Source organism: Niabella hirudinis, from assembly GCF_051201075.1.
GTDB lineage: Bacteria > Bacteroidota > Bacteroidia > Chitinophagales > Chitinophagaceae > Niabella > Niabella hirudinis.
In genome coordinates this window covers 834137-852549 of the sequence record NZ_JBPEHJ010000001.1, presented here as the reverse complement: position 1 = coordinate 852549, position 18413 = coordinate 834137, and the positions used below count along the sequence as shown (strand labels likewise).

The window sequence follows — 18413 nt, the reverse complement described above, 5'->3', positions numbered from 1 at the left end:
GCCGGGAGGCGGTATGCTCAGGAAGCAAACTGCGTTGATCGATAATAGCAGCCCAAAAAAAGCACTAAGGCAAGAACAAAATATACCGGGCTAATCCAGCCAATGCCGGAACACATCATGATCAAATATCCTGTAAAAAATAGCAGCAGCAAGATAGCTGTCTGGTTTTTAAAGGTTATGTTTTTTATAAAACTGATGCTCAGGATCAGCAGGACTGTTGAAAATGCGTAGCCACCAAAAAAAACAGCGATGCTGCTGCTGATATGCCGGGTAGAAAGGAAGATCAGCAACAGGATTTCCGGCAATATCAGTACGCCGCAACAGGCGGCATAGATTATTAACCGCTTTGTGATAGTAACCGGCAGCCCCCTGTAAAATGAGAGGTATTGATCCTCATATCTGCGAACGCGGTTAATAAAAACGCCATTGGCCAGGATACCAAAACTGAAAAGTAAGAACGCAAGCTGCAGATCATCCGGTGCCAGATGGTTGTTTGCGGTGGTAAAGTATAAAACGGTACAGGTATACAATTTGACGCCCAGCCAGGCAAGCTTTTGTGTATGTTGGGCAGCACGGATTAATATGCCCGTATAAAGAAAAGCATCGCCAAGCGGTTTTCTGAGTCTTATTTTCAAAAGGCTTTTTCTTTCCGGATGATTCAATACAAAAACATGCCAGGCGGGAGGCAGGGTACCGCAAAGGACCAGGAAGATGGCCACGACTGATGTTACCGCAAAATAGTGCAAGTAAACCCCTTCCGTAATTACCAATACAAGGTAGAAGGTTAGCGGAAGCAGCAGTACGAAGTCGGCAACAGCAAAAAGCAAGTATTGCCGCCGTGGATGCAGATTTCTAAATTGCGACATAAACCGATAGTGCGGCTGTTGCAGCAGCTGCGTGATGAATACGGCACATTTACGTGCATACAAAGCCCACACCAGTAATGCTGCTGCCAGGAAGGCGGGAATGTTCAGCAATGCTTTTATCAGCCCGTAGTGATATTTGAAAAGCCCGGCTCCATCCACTGTTCCGATGATGAAGAAAAATATGGTAAATACAAATACGAATGTTCCGGCGTTCTCCTTGTAAAAGGGTTTGACGAAGGCCTTATAAAAGGTCCGGGTTAACGACATCAGCGGGTCACTGTTTGGTTGTTTACAAAGAGCTCTTTGCAGGCAAGCTGGTTGGGTCCAGGGTCCTGGTGTGAGCTCAGGATAAAAGAAGTGTGCTGTGTTTTGTGGCGCTCAGTTATGGTTTGGGTCAGCAGGGCACAGGCTGCCGCATCCAGCGTAATAAAAGGCTCATCCAACAGGATCAGGGATGCGGTACCCATAAAAGCCAGTATAAGTGAAATCTTTTTAAGCATACCGGCAGAATAGGTGCCTGCTTTTTGGGAAACAAAGGGTCCTGCGCCAAAAAGACGGATCAGCGAAGCCACTTCTTTGTCGGACACCTTGCGGATCTGCTGATAAAGCGCAATCAATTCCTGTCCCGTCAAAAAAGCGGGGTAAAGCGGTTCCGCTTCCGCCCAACTGATTTGTTTCCGGTAGGCCAGCGGCGCCTCACTTTGAGAAGTATGGTTTACTACAATATCGCCGCGAAAGGGGATAAGCGCCGCCATCATTTTGAGAAACGTGGTTTTGCCGCTACCGTTTTCTCCTTTTAGCCAGTAGATGCCTTTGGGCAGTTGTATAAACGGGATGTCAAGGATCAACCGGCTGTTGTACCGTTTTACAAGGGATGTGATCTCCAGCATGCAGTGGTTGTTTAATAGAGGCCAAGATAGCAAATTGTAGTTTTGGGTATTGTTAACGGAGCGATAAAGCGGGCAAGTCCTCCCTTTAGATTTAATATTTTTTAATGCTTGCTTGCTATCTCCTGTGGCCTATTCGCTATTTACTGCATTCCCCAGCCATCAGTTCCTGTACTCCGGGTTGATGAGCATCTGGATGGATTCATTCAGCATTTCGTTCTTTTTTTCCAGGAAGAGGTCTATTTTATCTTCGGGAAGTTTTAGCTGGTAAGTACTGTTGGATGCAAGTACCTTATCGAGGCTGGGGTTCAGTTTGTTGAAATCAGCAAGGGACATCTCCAGATATTTGGCAATGGCGGCTGCGTTATAGCGCCCGCTGATGGTTTGCATTTTTACATTTTGCTGCGTGGCCTCATCTTTTACGGTTTTCATCATTGCCAGGGCCTGGTCTCTCGAAACCGTGGTTACACCACCCTGTCCTTCCATGATATAATGGGTGGCAATAAACTTTTTTACATGGTTGCGGCTTTCTGCAGGGAGGTAGTACTGAAGATCCCAGAAATCGTTACTGCCGGCCTTGTTAATGGCGGAGTTTACACGGCCGGGGCCACAATTATAGGCAGCTACTACCAACAGCCAATCTTTATAAATATTGAAAAGATAATTCAGGTATTTGCTGGCAGCTTTTGTGCTTTTGAGGTAGTCTCTTCGTTCATCTCTCCCCCTGGAAACGGAAAGCCCTAACCCGCGCGCTGTTTCAGGCATAAACTGCCAGGGACCAACGGCACCGGCCCAGGAAACGGCAGATGACCTGAGGTTGGATTCAATGACAGCGAGGTACTTCAGCTCCCGGGGAATATTGTTCTGGGAAAGTACGTCATCCATCATATCAAAATAAGGCCTTGCCCAGGTTCTTAATTCCTTAAGATCATCTGCATGACGATCAACATAATCTTTTACAAAACTGATCGCTTTTGGATTCAGATGCTCGGTTTTGATGCCTTTAAAGCTGGTGGTTTTAAGGTCTGCGTTTTCAAACAAGTCTTTAAAACCGGCTTTGAGATCCGCTTTTACCAATTGTTCAGTGGGCGCAGCAGGTGCTGCTGAGGCTTCTTTTACAGGGCTTAGCTGCGCCTGGGACGGGTTGATGGCACAAAGTGATAGTATTGCGCTGCCGATAAAAACAGTCAATTGATTCCGGGTCATTATTTGCTGTCGTGTTTTAATAATTAATACTTTATAAACAACGCAGTTTGGAGTATAAACCTTAGAATAACGATTCTGTAGTTGTATTATTGTTGCTAAAAGAGAGCAAAGATAGCTCATTAAATGGAGCTGCCATTAACTGGACGCCGAAAGGCATCTGGTGGGTTGTATGGGTAAACAGCGGAAGTGAAATGGCCGGGATGCCGGTCAGGTTAGCCATAACGGTATAAATATCAGCGATGTACATCGCTATTGGATCCTTTGATTTTTCGCCAATTTTAAAGGCGACAGAAGGGGAAGTGGGTAAACAAATAAAATCGAACTCCTTGAAAATCAACTGTAAATTATTTGTTAAAATGCGTCTTACTTTTTGCGCCTGCGTAAAGTAAGCGTCATAGTAGCCGGAACTTAAAACAAAGTTCCCTAGCAGGATTCTTCGTTTTACTTCCTTTCCAAATCCTTCGGACCGGTTCTTTTTGTAGAAATCATCCAGCTCGGAAAGGTTGGTTTCTTTCGCACGGTGGCCGTACCGGACCCCATCGTAGCGGGAGAGATTAGAAGAAGCTTCCGCGGTGGTTAATACATAATAAGTGGGTACTACATAATCCAGGAGGTCAAAAGAAACGGGAGCCACCGTATGTCCCGCAGCTTCCCAGTCTTTTAGCCGGGCTTTTATGGCATTGCCGATTTCCGGGTCCAGGCTTTCGTGTTCGAGTGCCTCAGGAAAGTAAGCAATTTTATATTTCCGGTCTTTTTCGAGTTGCCGGGAGTAGGCCGGAACCGGTTTTTGTGAAACCGTGCTGTCGTAATCATCAGCGCCGGCGATCACTTCCAATACGAGTGCGGTATCCGGTATCGTATTGGCAAAAATGCCAATCTGGTCAAAGGAGGAGGCATAAGCGATGAGCCCGTAGCGGGATACCCGGCCATAAGTTGGTTTGAGGCCGATAATGCCGCAGAAATCGGCGGGCTGCCGTACAGATCCCCCGGTGTCGCTGCCCAGGGATACCATGCAAAGCCCAGCCTGAACGGCAACCGCTGATCCTCCGGAAGATCCGCCGGGAATACGGCTCTCATCGGCGGCATTCAATACCTTTCCATAAGCAGAGTTTTCGTTGGTGGAGCCCATTGCAAATTCATCGCAGTTGACCCGCCCGATGATGATAGCCCCTTCTGCCAGAAGCCGGTCCACTGCTGTGGCGGAGAATACCGAAGTAAATTCCTCCAGTATCCTGGAAGCCGCGGTGAGCCCGTGATCTTTATGGCAAATAACATCTTTAAGGGCTACTACAACTCCGTGCAATTTTCCCTGCGGCGCCGGCAGCTGATCCAGCGTTATGGCGCGCTGCAAGGCCTCCGCAGCATATACTTCAATAAAGGCATTGAGGTGTTTGCTGGCATCAATCCTTTTCAGGTAACCTTCAACGGTAGCTTTACAGGTAGTTTCACCATGTAGCAGCTGCATTTGGTACCGGGCAATAGAAATAAAATCCTGCAAAAGAAAATTGCTTTTGTAGTCAGATAGTAAATGTTAAAAAAACCGGGACTTATTCCTGGGTAGAGGCGGGTCTTTTCGGCTCAGATGAAATCGTATTAGCGCTTTCTTCGATTTCTCGTTTCACGTTGTCTTTTGCGTCATTAAATTCGCGCACCCCTTTACCCAAGCCTCTCATTAATTCGGGAATTTTGCGACCTCCGAATAACAACAGCACAATAACCATTATAATAATGATCTCATTTGTACCCAACGCACCCAATAATTGAAAATTTGCCATGATCTGTAAAAATTAGTGTTCAAATATACGGTTTGTATCGTAATCTGAACTATTAAAAAAAAGTTTGAAGATTTCCTAAAGATATTACGTATGAGAATTACAATTGTTTTAAAAAAACGGCTGATTTTAGATGTTTTTTATCAGCGGTCGAAATTTGGTTTTACAGGAGCAAAACCGCGAAGTTGTTTAGACTTCAGTAGATAGGGTCTGCTGTTTAACTAAGATCAAGGCGTTAATGAGCCCGTTTTACGATGAAATTTGTTGAATCGTGAGTTAAACGTCAGACCATAGATAAAGAATCCGGGGTTCCCCCGATGAACAGACAAAAAAAATCCCGCATAGCGGGACCTTTTTTGAAACTATTATTTCAGCAGGATTATGCTTCTGCTTTTTTTGTTTTTTCTGTAGCCACGGCCATGCGTTTTTCGCGGATACGGGCGCTTTTACCAAAACGCTCTCTTTGGTAGAACAGTTTGGCGCGGCGTACCTGGCCTACTTTGTTTAACACAATGGAATCGATATTGGGAGAAGTGAAGGGGAAAAGCCTTTCTACACCAATACCATCGGAAATTTTACGGACAGTAAAAGTAGCAGTGCTGCCATTTCCTTGTTTTTTAATTACATCTCCTTTAAAAGACTGGATCCTTTCTTTATTACCTTCGATGATCTTGTAGTTAACGGTGATATTATCGCCGGCTTTAAAAGCGGGGAATGTCTTTTTGGGAGTCAGTTGTTCGTGTACAAAGTCTATAGCGCTGCTCATAACTCTAAATTTTTAGTCCCGATTTTTTATTATCGGGATGCAAAGGTAGCAAGGTAATCGATATTTTCCAAAAAAAACAATGGATATTGTTAATCGGAGTTTTTATAACCGTTTCAACATATCAACAGTCTGACTTTCAATAGATTCGTTTCTTTTCTTTATCCCTCTTTTACCGGAAATCAGGATGCAGAGAGCGGTTGCCGCGCAAAATGCCATCATGCCGCCCATCGGAACTGCCGTTTTATTATGGAAAAGGCTTACCATTACCGTGCTCAGCGCGCCCACGGCCATTTGGATGCCTCCCAGCAGGGCTGAAGCGCTGCCGGCATTTTCCCGGAAAGGGGCAATGGCCAGGGCCGAAGCGTTGGGAAAGGTAAATCCCTGGCAGGCAAGAAAAATACAGCAAAGCAGGATGCTGCTGTACAATCCCCACCAATTTAGCGCAAACCCCACAAAAAGCAGGAACCCCGCAAGGGTTTGGAAACTAACGGCCCTGGGTATAATATACTCACTGCTGCATTTTTTTAAAATACGGGCATTGATTTGTGTGGCTGTTACCAGGCCGGCCGCTATAATGGTAAAGATCCAGCCGTATACTTTTTCGCTAACGCCAAAAATCTCCATAAACACATGGGGCGATCCGGCAATATAGGCATAGAGGCCTGCTGCAGTAAAGGAGCCTGCAAAAGCATAAGTAACGAATTGCCGCTCGCTAAAAACAGCTCCAAACTTGCCAAGGATGGCCCGGGGATACAGGGAATATTCCGGGTCGGGTTTTTTAGATTCGGGAAGCAAAAAGAATACCATCGCAAGAATAATGGTGCCGATGGCGCCCAATACGATAAAGATGGATTGCCAGCCAAAGGCTGCAGCCAGGTAGCCCCCGGCAGTTGGAGCAATGATGGGGGATACGCCTACTACCAGCATCAGCAGGGAAAAGATCTTCGCGTTTTCTTTTACATCAAACAGGTCGCGTACAATGGCCCGGGAAGCTACCATGCCTACGCAGCCGCCGATGGCCTGAAGGAAGCGCAGGCCAATCAGTATTTCAATGGAACGGGCCAATACGCAACCAAAAGAGGCCAGGATATAAAGCGCCATCCCGATATACAGGGGCTTTTTCCGACCGTACTTATCCAATAGCGGACCATATAATAATTGCCCCGCAGAAATGCCCACAAAAAAACCAGAAAGGGTAAGCGATACTTTACTTACGTCTGTATGCAGGTCTTTTGCAATATCCGGGAAGCCCGGAAGATACATGTCGATAGAAAAAGGGCCGATTGCCGATAACAGTCCTAATATTAATAAACGGATAAATCGTTGCTCCTTCATAAATGAGGGGCAAAGGTATGATTTCTATTAAAACAGCAGACTAAACCCGATGTTAAGGGATTCGAGGGGCTTGCCACCAATGCCTGATGAGGCGGAAAAGCTGCTTGATTTATTCTCAACCCAGTCAGGATGTCTCCATTTGGTTGTTGTATAGCTCAAATAAACAGATGTTAGCAATGCTACGGAGAGCAGTTTTGTCTTCGTAATTCAGTTTTTTAAGGTGAATGTCAATTTTAAAATAGCTGTTCAAAAGTAAAGGGTGTGCATTAATAAAAAATGGGTTTAACGTATGATTATCAGAATGAAATGTAAATAGAGTCTGTAGTTTAACCGGTACTCAAGCAAATTAGACTGTAAGACAATAGGTTCTGGTTGTTGAGGAGCGAGAATGGTGCAAGGAAAATGCAGCCAATCCCGCAAAATCCTTACACTAAATTTTTTTGTAGCCTTTTTGTTTGCCCAAAAAGCAGCTGCAGGAAGGCTGTCATAACCAGGCCTGCAACGCAGATTTTATCGGTTCCGCCCCTCCGCAAATATTCAGTCATATCCAATCACAATAGGGAGGAATTTGCCTTACGGCGGACTATGTCTTTTGCTCCACTTTTGTACCCCGATTGATCGCATGTGCGTCAAGTTAATTTTTGCCCCGGGAGCTGCAGCGCAGCGCTGATCCTGTTAGTAAACGACCATACGGGTAATAAAGGTGCAGCGCACCGGTAATCATTGCGGTTTGTACAAGCCGTGCACAGGAAATTACCGCCGCGCTGCGGCTACGGGAGGTTTTGGAGGTTCATCGTTATAAGGGTCAACGGCGCGCTGCGCCTGTTTGCCATTAAAAGATGCGATCTTTTTGGCGCGAAAGGCTTACCCGTACTACATTTCAAGGCAACATGATCTGTTCTTAACCTGACGCACATGCGATTGATCGGGGCAAAAGTGGAAAAAAAATCAGGGTGCCGGTCTTACTTAAACAGCAGATTCTATTTATAAGAAATGTCGGCAGTTTAAAATTGAAAACGAATTAAACAGCAAGCCCTAAATACGCTATCCTTTGATACCAGCACATATAAAAAAAAGTCCCCGTTGCCAGGGACCATTTGTATCTTATCTGTATCAGTGCGGTCTATCTTGCTACGTTCACGGCTCTTTTTTCCCGGATCACCGTAACCTTAATCTGGCCGGGGAAGGTCATTTCGGTCTGGATCTTCTGGGCTATTTCAAAAGATAGTTTATCACTGTCCTGGTCGCTTACTTTATCAGATTCAACGATCACGCGCAGCTCACGGCCGGCCTGGATGGCATAAGCTTTTTCCACGCCGGAATAGCTGGTTGCCAGGTTCTCCAGATCCTTGATCCGTTGCAGGTATTGCTGCATGATTTCCCTGCGGGCGCCGGGGCGGGCACCGCTGATGGCATCACAGGCCTGTACAATAGGGGCGATCACGTATTGCATTTCTGTTTCATCATGGTGTGCTGCAATAGCGTTCACCACGGCGGGGTTCTCACCATATTTTTCGGCCAGCTTGGCACCTAACAGGGCATGGCTCAGTTCTGATTCTTCATCGGGTACCTTGCCAATATCATGCAACAGTCCAGCACGTTTGGCCAGTTTAGGGTTCAATCCCAGCTCTGAGGCCATAATGGCACAAAGGTTGGCGGTTTCGCGGCTGTGCATTAAAAGGTTTTGTCCGTAAGAAGAGCGGTAGCGCATTCGGCCTACCATCCGTACCAGCTCTTTATGCAGCCCGTGGATACCCAGGTCGATAACGGTACGCTCCCCAATCTCCATTACCTGTTCTTCGATCTGCTTGCGGGTTTTTTCCACAACCTCCTCAATACGGGCCGGGTGAATGCGTCCGTCCGTAACCAGGCGCTGTAAACTCAGGCGTGCAATTTCACGGCGGAGGGGGTCAAAGCAGGAGAGCAGGATCGCTTCGGGGGTGTCGTCTACAATAAGATCCACGCCGGTAGCGGCTTCCAATGCCCGTATGTTCCTTCCTTCGCGGCCGATGATCTGCCCTTTTACCTCATCGCTTTCCAGGTTAAACACGGTAATCGAGTTTTCAATAGCCTGTTCGGCTGCGGTACGCTGGATGGTTTGTATAATGATTTTCCGGGCTTCCTTGTTGGCCTTTTGGCGGGCATCGTCAATGATTTCCTGCTGAATGCCGATCGCCTGCGTTTGAGCTTCGTTCTTCAGGCTTTCTACCAGCTGGTTTTTGGCTTCCTCTGCAGACAGGCCGGCAATTTTTTCGAGCCGGCGGATATGTTCCTCCTGGTGCTTTTCGAGTTCGGTGCGTTTTTTATTTACCACCTCAATCTGGCGGTTCAGGTTTTCTTTAATGGCATCATTTTCCTTGATCTGTTTATCGGCATTGGTCTCTTTCTGTGTGAGTGACTGCTCTTTTTGTTTGATGCGGTTTTCTGATTCCGTCAGCTTCCGGTTGCGCTCGTTTACCTCTTTGTCATGCGTTGCTTTCAATGAAACAAAACGCTCTTTGGCTTCCAGCTCCTTCTCTTTCCGGATGGTTTCTGCTTTCAGTTCGGCTTCTTTCAGGATGTTTTTGGAATGTAGCTCCGCTTCTTCGATTTTCTGCTGTGTGTTTTTTGCAAAGATTAATTTACCGGCGATAATGCCCAATACAAGGCCGCCCAGGATGTACACAATTATTAAAGGATCCATTCAATTTCATTTTTTATTTTTCTTTTCAGAAAAAGATTCTATAATTCATTAAAAGCCAATGCCCTGCGGAAATTTTATATTATCCGGAAAGGCGTAGCGGCGAAGATACAAAAGCAGCATCAAAAAAATACACCTTTAGATAAACTAAATTATAAGCTTCGGAATGAGGCGCTTATGATCCTGCCTGCAAACGGGTGTGGTTGTAAAAATGTGTTTATTTATGAATAATTGTATAGATAAGCGTTATTTTAGCGGAGGGCCTGCCATAAAAAAATCATTGGTAATGGCTGCATTTGGCTTACAGAAACGTTTCTGCTTGTTAAATAATAAAACTTCTTATGATTAAGAAAAAGCTATTGACCCTTGTTTTTTGCGCTTTTCTTGCCTTATATGGCCATGCGCAAAAAATTGTCCGCAATTACGGCTTTGAATTATTTGATGTAGCCGGCAGGCTCATCAGCTGGTCTCCACAAAGTACAAAGGGCGGATATTTGATTCTTCCCAGTCTGACGGGCCATTCGGGACTTGGGTCGATCCTGATTACTCCAAAACCGGAGGCACCGGCCGAGCGGGGAAGCGGCCTCTGTAATACCCTGATTACCCAAAATATGCTGAGTGGTAAAAAGACGATTCAGATAACAGCTTTTATCAAAACCGAAGGGCTGGCAAACGGAACGGCCAGCATCTGGATGCAGCTCAATGGTATCGGTGCTATCATCGCCGATAAGAATAGTGATGATCAAAGTGCACAGGGAAACTCCGACTGGAAAAAATATTCCATTGAACTTCCTATTTCGGGAAGTGTGCAGTCGGTTTCGTTTGGATGCAAGATGAACGGAACCGGCAAGGCCTGGTTTGATGATTTTGAAGTGCTTATAGATGGGGCACCCGTAAAGGATTAGGGTCGGGCATTAAAACAAAACGAATGAAAAAAACGGTTGTATTTGCTTTTTTATTGCTGTTGGGCAAAGCATGTCTTGCGCAGTTTCCGGGCTCTGTTCCTGATACTGCATGGCCGGGCACAGAAATCTGGAACAGGGCACCCCACAATGCTTTTACGGACCTTATTGAATACAAGGGGTACATCTATTGCAGCTTTCGGGAAGGGGCCGGCCATGTACCCGGCACCAATGGCGTAGGCCGTATCATTCGCACAAAGGACGGGCATAGCTGGGAGCCCTTTGCTCTTATCCGCAAAGAAGGCATCGACCTCCGGGATCAGAAGATTTCGGTAATGCCGGACGGCCGGATGCTTTGTCTTATGGGCGGGTCGGTATACGATACCTCACAGAAGCCATCGCGCCTGTTGGGAATGTACCCGCATGTGGCTTTTATGGGGAAGGATATGAAATTTAGTGAGCCCGAAAAAGCCATACTCGAAAACAGCAGCCATAATAACTGGATCTGGAGGCTCACCTGGTATAAAGGCACGGGCTATGGTATCGATTATGGCCAGGGAAGCGCTTTGAGCCTGGTAAAAACCACGGATGGAAAAACCTATACCCGGATAGCCGAACTGGAGATAGATGGGATGCCCAATGAATCGACCATCCGGTTTGATAAAAAAGGAAAAATGTATATCCTGGTCCGCAGGGAGCAGGGCGATAAGCTCGGCGTTTTGGCTACCGGGCGGGCGCCTTTTACCTCCTTTAACTATCAAAAGCTGGACTATCGTTTAGGCGGTCCGGATTTTATCTTCAGCCCCGATCAAAAAAAACTGATCATTGGAACCCGGCTGTATTTGCCCGGTGGCGCCTCTACAGGAGTTTTGGTTTGCGATCTGAATGGCAAACTATTAAAAACGGTGCTGCTGGAAAGCGGCCGGGGCTGGGATTGCAGCTACCCTGGGATGCTGATAAAGGGGAAGGAGCTTTGGGCCAGCTATTATGCATCGCACAAAGGGAAAGCCAATATTTACTTTACCCGTATTCCGCTGAAGCATCTTTTAAACAAGCTCTACGCTGGAGGAGAAAAAGAGTACCTTTAAGGATAATACAAATCCCATGGCAATACAGGCAATAAACCCGGTAAATGGAAAACTCATTAAAAAATACAAAGAAGAAACCGCGGGAGCAATAAGTGAAAAAATTGAAGCCGGGCACAGGGCATGGCTGAAATGGCGCGGCACTTCCTTTGAAAAACGCGCCAATTTGCTGCGAAATGCCGCCGGGGTATTGCGGCGGCAAAAGAATGAACTGGCAACTTTGATGGCGCAGGAAATGGGGAAGCCCCTGAAAGACGGGGTGGCTGAGATCGAAAAATGCGCTGGCGTATGCGAATATTATGCTGAAAACGGCGCCGCCTTTTTAAAAGATCAAAAAATTAAGACCGGTGCCCGCAATAGCTTTGTTACTTACCAGCCCATAGGGGTAGTACTGGCCGTAATGCCCTGGAATTTCCCTTACTGGCAATGTTTCCGGTTTATAGCGCCGGCATTAATGGCCGGCAATGCAGGTTTGTTGAAACATGCTTCAAATGTGCCGGGCTGTGCTCTTTCGATTGAACAGGTACTTTTAAGAGCCGGCTTTCCAAAGGGCGTGTTCCAAACCCTCCTGGCAGGCAGCAAGGCGGTAAAAGGGATCATTGAGCATCCATTGGTAAAGGCAGTAACCTTAACCGGCAGTACGGAAGCCGGCCGCCAGGTGGCAGCGCTGGCCGGTAGCCAGATAAAGAAAACTGTGTTGGAGCTGGGCGGCAGCGATCCCTATGTGATCCTGGAAGATGCAGACCTGGAGCTGGCCGCTACGGTTTGCGCGCAAAGCCGGTTGATCAACAACGGACAAAGCTGTATTGCGGCAAAACGGTTTATTGTTGTAAAACAGGTAGAAAAAGCATTTCTGCGGTTGTTTAAGGAAAAGATGAGCCATAAGCAACTGGGCAACCCGTTAGATGCCACAACAGACCTGGGGCCCATGTCGCGGGCCGATCTGCGTGATGAGCTGCACCAGCAGGTTTTAAAAACGATGGAAGAAGGAGCGACCTGTATCCTGGGAGGAACCATCCCGGTATTCAAAGGGAAACATGCCTTTTACACGCCAACAATTTTAACCGGGGTGAAAAAGGGTATGACGGGCTACGGGGAAGAGCTTTTTGGCCCGGTAGCCTGTGTTATCACTGCACGTAATGAGATGCATGCGATAGAAATAGCCAACGATACCAGCTTTGGGTTGGGGGCCGCTGTATTTACCAGGGATCTTAAGAAAGGCGAACTCATTGCGCGCGAACAATTACAGGCAGGCGCCTGCTTTGTAAATACGCTGGTAAAGTCGGATCCCCGGGTGCCTTTTGGAGGTATTAAGCAATCCGGTTACGGACGGGAGCTGGGCAGCTTTGGCATCCGGGAATTTGTGAATATAAAAACGGTATGGCGTTAAGGCTGCGAAATTTTACGGATGAAAAAATTGCCTTTTATAGACCTGAGTGTGATCCTGCTTTACCTGGCGGCCATGGTGCTGGTGGGGTACCTTTTTTCAAAGAAGAATAAAAATACAAATCAGTTTACTACGGCCTCCGGTCGTATCCCCGGCTGGGCAGTCGGGCTTTCTGTTTATGCCACTTTTTTAAGCAGCAATACATTTCTTGGGGTTCCGGGAAAAGCGTTTGGGAGCAACTGGAATGCCTTCGCCTTCAGCCTGTCTATGCCCCTGGCGGCCTGGATTGCGGCAAAATATTTTGTACCCTTTTACCGCAATACGGGGGAGGTATCGGCCTATACGAACCTGGAAAAGCGCTTTGGCCCCTGGGCGCGCACTTATGCGGTGGTTTGTTTTTTGCTGACGCAAATTGCCCGTATGGGATCCATATTCTTTGGCCTATCGCTCACACTCCAGGCGCTTACTGGATTTAACATGCAGATCATTATGCTCATCACCGGGGTCTGTATTATATTATATACGGTAATGGGTGGTATCGAAGCCGTTATCTGGACGGAAGTAGTACAGGGCATTTTAAAAACACTGGGAGCGATACTTATCGTATACCTGGTCATTTCAAATGTGAACGGAGGCGTTACTGCCATCCTCGAAACCGGCAAGGCAGATCATAAGTTTAGCCTGGGGGGCATGGCCCTTGATTTTACCAGCTCCGGTTTTTGGGTGGTGCTGTTATATGGCTTCTTTATCAATCTCAATAATTTTGGAATGGATCAGAATTATGTGCAGCGTTACCATACTGCCGTTTCAAAAAAAGAGGCGGCAAAATCGATCTGGATTTGTGTGTGGATCTATATCCCGGCATCCCTGCTTTTCTTTATTATAGGTACCTGCCTTTATACATATTATCAGTTGAACCCCGCGCTGCTGGATGCGGTAAAGCTGCAGGTAGCTGCAGAGCAGCTGGGGCAGGGTGCTACATCCGGACAGGTTTCGTCGTTGGCTGCCACCCTGGCGCCCGGCGATTATGGCGATAAGGTAATGCCGCATTTTATGGTGACTATGATTCCGGCGGGGCTGGTGGGACTGATCATTTCCGCGATATTGTCAGCGGGTATGAGCACCATCAGCTCGGGCATGAATGCTTCAGCCACCGTGTTTGCGGAAGATATTTATAAAAGATATTTTAAGCGCGATGTAAACGATCGGCAGGAGTTGCGCCTATTGCATACAGCAACCGTTGTATTTGGCCTTTTGGGTATGATTGCGGGGGTGCTGATGATAGGAGTAAAGAGTGTTTTGGACATCTGGTGGCAGCTTTCCGGCATTTTTGCCGGGGGAATGCTGGGGCTGTTTCTGTTGGGAATCATCAGCAAAAAAACGGGCAATACGGCGGCCCTGCTGGCTACTATTACAGGGATCATTGTGATCCTCTGGATGACTTTCTCCGCCTGGATACCGGGAAAATATCACTATGTAAAAAGCTCCCTGCATGCCAATATGATCATTGTAGTGGGTACGTTGGTGATCTTCCTGGCGGGATTATTATTTACAAAATTTCAAAAGAAGGAAATATCTGTAACATGAAATGTTTTTATTTGCTTCCGTTGTTCCTGTTGTTGTGCGGAGCTGTTTGTGCGCAGCAGGATGCGTTTGAACATGTTCCGGGCGCCATCGTTACCTATAGTCCTGCCGGCAGCAGGCAGTATATCGGATCACCCAGTCTGGCCATCCTTCCCGGTGGGGATTATGTGGCGGCGCATGATTTTTTTGGCCCCGGCAGTTCGGAGTTTGTACAGGCGGTTACCCGGATTTTTCGTTCGGCTGATAAAGGCAATACATGGAAACAGGTGAGTGAAGTGTCTGGTGCTTTCTGGTCCAGTTTATTTGTACATAAAGGTGTTCTGTACCTGCTGGGACCCGATCGTCATCATGGCACAGTGCTCATCCGCCGATCGGAAGATGGTGGTGCAACATGGACAAAGCCCGCTGGCACAAACAATGGACTGTTACTTCAGGGAATGTACCACTGTGCGCCGATGCCTGTGGTAACATATAATGGCCGGTTGTGGCGCCCTATGGAGACGGCGCATGGCCCGGTACTTCAATGGGGAAAACGCTACGGTGCTATGGTGATGTCGGCGCCGGTGGATGCAGACCTGCTGAATGCAAAATCCTGGAGTACCAGCAATGTTTTGTATTACGACAGCACTTACCTGGAAGGCAACTTTGGCGGCTGGCTGGAAGGGAATTTCGTTGTAGATAAGAATGGACAGTTATGGGATATGCTGCGGGTAGATGATAAAACAAGCCTTGATGAAAAAGCCGCCATGGTGGCGCTGTCGCCCGATGGTAAGAAGCTGCGTTTTGATCCGGGAAAGGGATTTGTTCCTTTTGACGGAGGAAGCAAAAAATTTGTAATCAGGTATGACAGCGCCTCCCGTTATTATTATACACTGGTTAATTCAATCCCTCAAAAGTACCGGGATCAATATCCCACAAGGAATCCCGCTTCTTTCCGAAATGTGCTGATGCTGCGGAGATCGGCCGACCTGGTTCATTGGGAAGATGTGAAAACAGTACTGGAGAACAGCGATGTATTGCACCATGGATTCCAATATGTAGACTGGCTATTTGAAGGCAATGATATGCTTGTGTTGTGCCGCACCGCTTATTTTGATGGAAAGGAAAACGCGCATAATAACCATGATGCTAATTTTTTAACCTTTCATCGTATTAAAAATTTCAGGAGCATCGGAGGCGATCGTGTTCAATAAAGGCCTGTTGCTGCTGAATCAAGACCAACAGCTATAAATATTTTATTTCTTGATGACGGCCCTGGAAAATTTTTGTTCCAATAACCTGCACACGAGGGCTGTCTTAAGATCAAAAAGCGCATAGGTTTTGTATGATCAGGCGTCCTTAAAGTTACGACAATAAAATGAATAGCCGTTTTTATTGCAAGCATAGTTTCCGTTTATTCCCAAATGCTTTTTAACTCGTAGACCGTAAGTGCAGCAACTTTCACCGGGCCGCCTTTAACACTCAAAGACAGGGATTGCTCATTGCTATCAATATTGATATTAACGGGCATAAACACAAGCCCGTTATTGGCAAAGATCTCCAGACCGGTTCTGTCGGCGTAAACCCGAAGCGAGAGCCTGCCGTTCTGTAACGACACTGGCGCTGTTACACCATCCACTACTAATTGCTGGTTACTTACATGATACGTTACCGGCACACCCCGCACATCAAGCCGGATCTCCTGCGCTTTGCCTGGTATAAGCTCCATCTGTATTTCTGCCAGTTCTACCCGGATATTCTTTAATGGGTTGATATCCTGTTCCCTGATGACGTTGGTTCCGGGGGTGTACATTTTTACCCGCAGTTGTTCCAGTTCTTTTACAGGCATGCGTGTGAGGCGGATGCCCTCAGGGGTACGCACCAGCCTGTGCTCCATGGGCAGGCTCATCGACTGGTTAAAGGGCATATTTCCTTTTGCTGTATTGGTGCGCCACCAGCCCATTTCAATCCTGCGTCCGTTGGGTTCATCGCTAAAGGTTTGTGGTGCGTAAAAGTCGCGTCCGTACTGGTTTTGCAATTTTTTTTCTTCTTCGGTAAAATGGATGCCATCAAAACTACCGATGGCGTACTGTGTGTTGGCGCCGGTGAGTACCCATTTTGTTACCCCCTTCATACCTTGTACCGGCAGTTCATAAAACTCCGGGCATTCAAAAAGATACCGGTCGTTGCCGGTGCCGCCATACGTAATGCTGGCCGGTGTCCAGTTCTTCAGATCTGGGGAGGTGAGGAACTGCATGCTATGCTGCTCATTATTGCCACGCTCCACCCACAGTACCATTACCCATTTTTTTGAAGGCGCATGCCAAATCACTTTGGGGTCGCGGTTGTCTTTATGAATGCGGGGCACAACTGCTTTTTCATAGTTGTGGAAGTTGCGGCCATCCGTACTCCAGCTCATATACTGGCCCCAGCCCCGTGCCCCTGTATGAAACAGGACCATGGCTGGTTTGCCGTTTTTTCCCAGGCCGCTGGTGTTGTTCTTATCCACTACGCCTCCTCCGCTAAATACCGGACCTCCCTGGTTTGGGTGTATCGCGTCATCCAGCTCCGTCCAGTGGAGGAGGTCTTTGCTTACAGCATGGCCCCAGGTCATATTTCCCCAGTTGCGGCCATAAGGATTGTGCTGGAAAAACAGGTGGTATTCCCCATTGAAGTATACCATTCCGTTGGGATCATTCGTCCAGCCACGTTTGGGAGAAAAGTGGAGCTGAGGCCGTAATGTTTCGTGGTACTGGTTTGTATTGGTGTCCTGGTCGCTTTGGAGCACCGGTTCAAATACTTTTGATGAGGCGGCTACCTTATCAACGCGAAGCTCAATGGACTTACCCTTCCATTCATCAATACGCAGATACGCATACCAGTCTGGCCGGTCCTCCGCCAGTTCCATATCCCAGAACCGGGTATTAATACCGTCTACCCATAGCTCCAGGTTGCGCCTGGGGGCGCCGTTCTTTACCGGCAGTACCAGGTATTTTTTCTTCGCCGTGAAGTAAGTGCTGATGTTTTTGGTGGATGGATGCTCCTGTGCGTATACCGGAAGGAAAATAAAAAGGAACATACTGATTATGAGCAAGCGGTTCATATTGTTACCAGTTTTAAGTTTTTTTGGGGATACTACTGATACTGCAATCTAATACGATTATCATAATTTATCAGCAAGAATACAGCCTTTTTTTCCAACGGTTGCGCGCCTTCACGGTGGGCCCCTGTATCCTTGAAGGATATTTGCCGGAATCATTGCTGCGGGAGGGGTTTTGTTTGCTGGAAATTTTTTCAACTATTTTAATAAATTGTTTGAAAAATTAAATTATCTTAGTAGCAAAGATGTGCTCAATGAGTAAACGGGATCTTGTTAAAAAGCAAATCGGCAAAGGAGCGATGCAGTGCTTTGAGAAGTTTGGTCTTGACAAAACTACGCTTGAGGATATCGCACAAACGGTTGGATTGAACAAAGCATCCCTGTATTATTATTATAAGAATAAGGAAGATATTTTTGTGGAGACCGCTCTGCGGGAGGGCGAGGATTATATTCTGGCATTGCAGGGAAGGGCACAGCAAAAAAAAGGCATTGAAAACCAGGTTGCTTATTATATGCAGGCCCGTTTTAAGTATTATATGAAGGTGTTGAACATGAACCGGGTATCTACGGATACGCTGCATAAAATCCTTCCCCGCTTTTTTGAGCTGTATGATGCGCTTATGAACCGTGAAAAACGGTTCCTTTCGGAGCTGATCCGGCATGCCATTGGTAAGGGAGAGCTGGCACAGGCCAGCCCCGTACAGATTGCTTCGGTCTTAATCAATATCAGTGATGCGCTGAAACATGCCGCTGAGCAAATGGCTATATTGAAAAGAGATGCTGATGTCGACTATGCGCGGAGTTTGCAGGATATGAAATTACTGGTATCCCTCATTTTCAGGGGATTGAAAAAATAAGTGCTGT

Annotated in this window: 15 protein-coding genes; 6 read left to right on the top strand and 9 right to left on the bottom strand. The window is 47.0% G+C overall.

Annotated elements, in window-relative coordinates:
* Nucleotides 1-17: 17 nt before the first annotated feature.
* The 8 genes from GGU45_RS03190 to rny all read right to left on the bottom strand — a co-directional run bounded on the left by GGU45_RS03190 (nt 18) and on the right by rny (nt 9515).
* On the bottom strand, nt 18-1133 hold the full coding sequence (locus GGU45_RS03190; protein WP_435221935.1) for a hypothetical protein: 1116 nt from the start codon (nt 1131-1133) through the stop codon (nt 18-20).
* Nucleotides 1133-1756: an ABC transporter ATP-binding protein gene (locus tag GGU45_RS03185; RefSeq protein WP_435221933.1), complete on the bottom strand. Its 624-nt coding sequence runs from the start codon at nt 1754-1756 to the stop codon at nt 1133-1135. Before GGU45_RS03185 ends, GGU45_RS03190 begins: the two co-directional genes overlap by 1 nt.
* 159 nt (nt 1757-1915) lie before the next feature.
* A complete protein-coding gene (locus GGU45_RS03180; protein ID WP_435221931.1) occupies nt 1916-2959 on the bottom strand; it encodes a lytic transglycosylase domain-containing protein in 1044 nt (347 codons plus the stop codon).
* A 61-nt stretch (nt 2960-3020) separates the two neighbouring features.
* Entirely contained in the window at nt 3021-4457 is a 1437-nt protein-coding gene (gene gatA / locus GGU45_RS03175) for an Asp-tRNA(Asn)/Glu-tRNA(Gln) amidotransferase subunit GatA (protein WP_435221929.1), read from the bottom strand.
* A 49-nt stretch (nt 4458-4506) separates the two neighbouring features.
* On the bottom strand, nt 4507-4734 hold the full coding sequence (locus GGU45_RS03170; protein WP_223711962.1) for a Sec-independent protein translocase subunit TatA/TatB: 228 nt from the start codon (nt 4732-4734) through the stop codon (nt 4507-4509).
* A gap of 376 nt (nt 4735-5110) precedes the next feature.
* Nucleotides 5111-5497: a 50S ribosomal protein L19 gene (rplS, locus tag GGU45_RS03165; RefSeq protein WP_435221927.1), complete on the bottom strand. Its 387-nt coding sequence runs from the start codon at nt 5495-5497 to the stop codon at nt 5111-5113.
* Between the two features lie 102 nt (nt 5498-5599).
* Nucleotides 5600-6832, bottom strand: a complete 1233-nt coding sequence (locus GGU45_RS03160; protein WP_435221925.1) for a multidrug effflux MFS transporter — start codon at nt 6830-6832, stop codon at nt 5600-5602.
* A gap of 1123 nt (nt 6833-7955) precedes the next feature.
* The gene (rny, locus tag GGU45_RS03155; RefSeq protein ID WP_435221923.1) at nt 7956-9515 is read right to left on the bottom strand and encodes a ribonuclease Y; all 1560 of its coding nucleotides are present in this window, start codon (nt 9513-9515) and stop codon (nt 7956-7958) included.
* Nucleotides 9516-9853: 338 nt separating this feature from the next.
* Here rny and GGU45_RS03150 point away from each other — a divergent pair, with 338 nt between their 5' ends.
* The 5 genes from GGU45_RS03150 to GGU45_RS03130 are packed head-to-tail and all read left to right on the top strand — an operon-like array spanning nt 9854 to nt 15663.
* Nucleotides 9854-10417, top strand: coding sequence for a hypothetical protein (locus GGU45_RS03150; protein WP_435221921.1), 564 nt, complete (start codon nt 9854-9856; stop codon nt 10415-10417).
* A 23-nt stretch (nt 10418-10440) separates the two neighbouring features.
* The gene (locus GGU45_RS03145; protein ID WP_435221919.1) at nt 10441-11502 is read left to right on the top strand and encodes a hypothetical protein; all 1062 of its coding nucleotides are present in this window, start codon (nt 10441-10443) and stop codon (nt 11500-11502) included.
* 16 nt (nt 11503-11518) lie between these two features.
* The gene (locus GGU45_RS03140) at nt 11519-12889 is read left to right on the top strand and encodes an NAD-dependent succinate-semialdehyde dehydrogenase (protein ID WP_435221917.1); all 1371 of its coding nucleotides are present in this window, start codon (nt 11519-11521) and stop codon (nt 12887-12889) included.
* Between the two features lie 18 nt (nt 12890-12907).
* Nucleotides 12908-14473 carry a sodium:solute symporter family protein gene (locus GGU45_RS03135; RefSeq protein WP_435221915.1) on the top strand — a complete coding sequence of 522 codons (1566 nt, stop codon included), beginning with the start codon at nt 12908-12910 and terminating at the stop codon, nt 14471-14473.
* Complete coding sequence (locus GGU45_RS03130; RefSeq protein WP_435221913.1) at nt 14470-15663, top strand: sialidase family protein; 1194 nt, start codon at nt 14470-14472, stop codon at nt 15661-15663. The genes GGU45_RS03135 and GGU45_RS03130 overlap by 4 nt, the downstream gene beginning before the upstream one ends.
* Before the next feature lie 200 nt (nt 15664-15863).
* Here the strand turns inward: GGU45_RS03130 and GGU45_RS03125 are convergent, their stop codons facing one another.
* A complete protein-coding gene (locus tag GGU45_RS03125) occupies nt 15864-17552 on the bottom strand; it encodes a glycoside hydrolase family 32 protein (protein WP_435221911.1) in 1689 nt (562 codons plus the stop codon).
* A 251-nt stretch (nt 17553-17803) separates the two neighbouring features.
* Here GGU45_RS03125 and GGU45_RS03120 point away from each other — a divergent pair, with 251 nt between their 5' ends.
* Nucleotides 17804-18406 carry a TetR/AcrR family transcriptional regulator gene (locus GGU45_RS03120; RefSeq protein WP_435221909.1) on the top strand — a complete coding sequence of 201 codons (603 nt, stop codon included), beginning with the start codon at nt 17804-17806 and terminating at the stop codon, nt 18404-18406.
* The last annotated feature ends 7 nt before the right edge of the window (nt 18407-18413 follow it).

Coding starts and splice junctions, on each gene's coding strand:
- GGU45_RS03190 (WP_435221935.1), bottom strand. CDS start 1,133: ATGTCGTTAACCCGGACCTTTTATAAGGCCTTCGTCAAACCCTTTTAC.
- GGU45_RS03185 (WP_435221933.1), bottom strand. CDS start 1,756: ATGCTGGAGATCACATCCCTTGTAAAACGGTACAACAGCCGGTTGATC.
- GGU45_RS03180 (WP_435221931.1), bottom strand. CDS start 2,959: ATGACCCGGAATCAATTGACTGTTTTTATCGGCAGCGCAATACTATCA.
- GGU45_RS03170 (WP_223711962.1), bottom strand. CDS start 4,734: ATGGCAAATTTTCAATTATTGGGTGCGTTGGGTACAAATGAGATCATT.
- rplS (WP_435221927.1), bottom strand. CDS start 5,497: ATGAGCAGCGCTATAGACTTTGTACACGAACAACTGACTCCCAAAAAG.
- GGU45_RS03160 (WP_435221925.1), bottom strand. CDS start 6,832: ATGAAGGAGCAACGATTTATCCGTTTATTAATATTAGGACTGTTATCG.
- rny (WP_435221923.1), bottom strand. CDS start 9,515: ATGGATCCTTTAATAATTGTGTACATCCTGGGCGGCCTTGTATTGGGC.
- GGU45_RS03150 (WP_435221921.1), top strand. CDS start 9,854: ATGATTAAGAAAAAGCTATTGACCCTTGTTTTTTGCGCTTTTCTTGCC.
- GGU45_RS03145 (WP_435221919.1), top strand. CDS start 10,441: ATGAAAAAAACGGTTGTATTTGCTTTTTTATTGCTGTTGGGCAAAGCA.
- GGU45_RS03140 (WP_435221917.1), top strand. CDS start 11,519: ATGGCAATACAGGCAATAAACCCGGTAAATGGAAAACTCATTAAAAAA.
- GGU45_RS03135 (WP_435221915.1), top strand. CDS start 12,908: ATGAAAAAATTGCCTTTTATAGACCTGAGTGTGATCCTGCTTTACCTG.
- GGU45_RS03130 (WP_435221913.1), top strand. CDS start 14,470: ATGAAATGTTTTTATTTGCTTCCGTTGTTCCTGTTGTTGTGCGGAGCT.
- GGU45_RS03125 (WP_435221911.1), bottom strand. CDS start 17,552: ATGAACCGCTTGCTCATAATCAGTATGTTCCTTTTTATTTTCCTTCCG.
- GGU45_RS03120 (WP_435221909.1), top strand. CDS start 17,804: ATGAGTAAACGGGATCTTGTTAAAAAGCAAATCGGCAAAGGAGCGATG.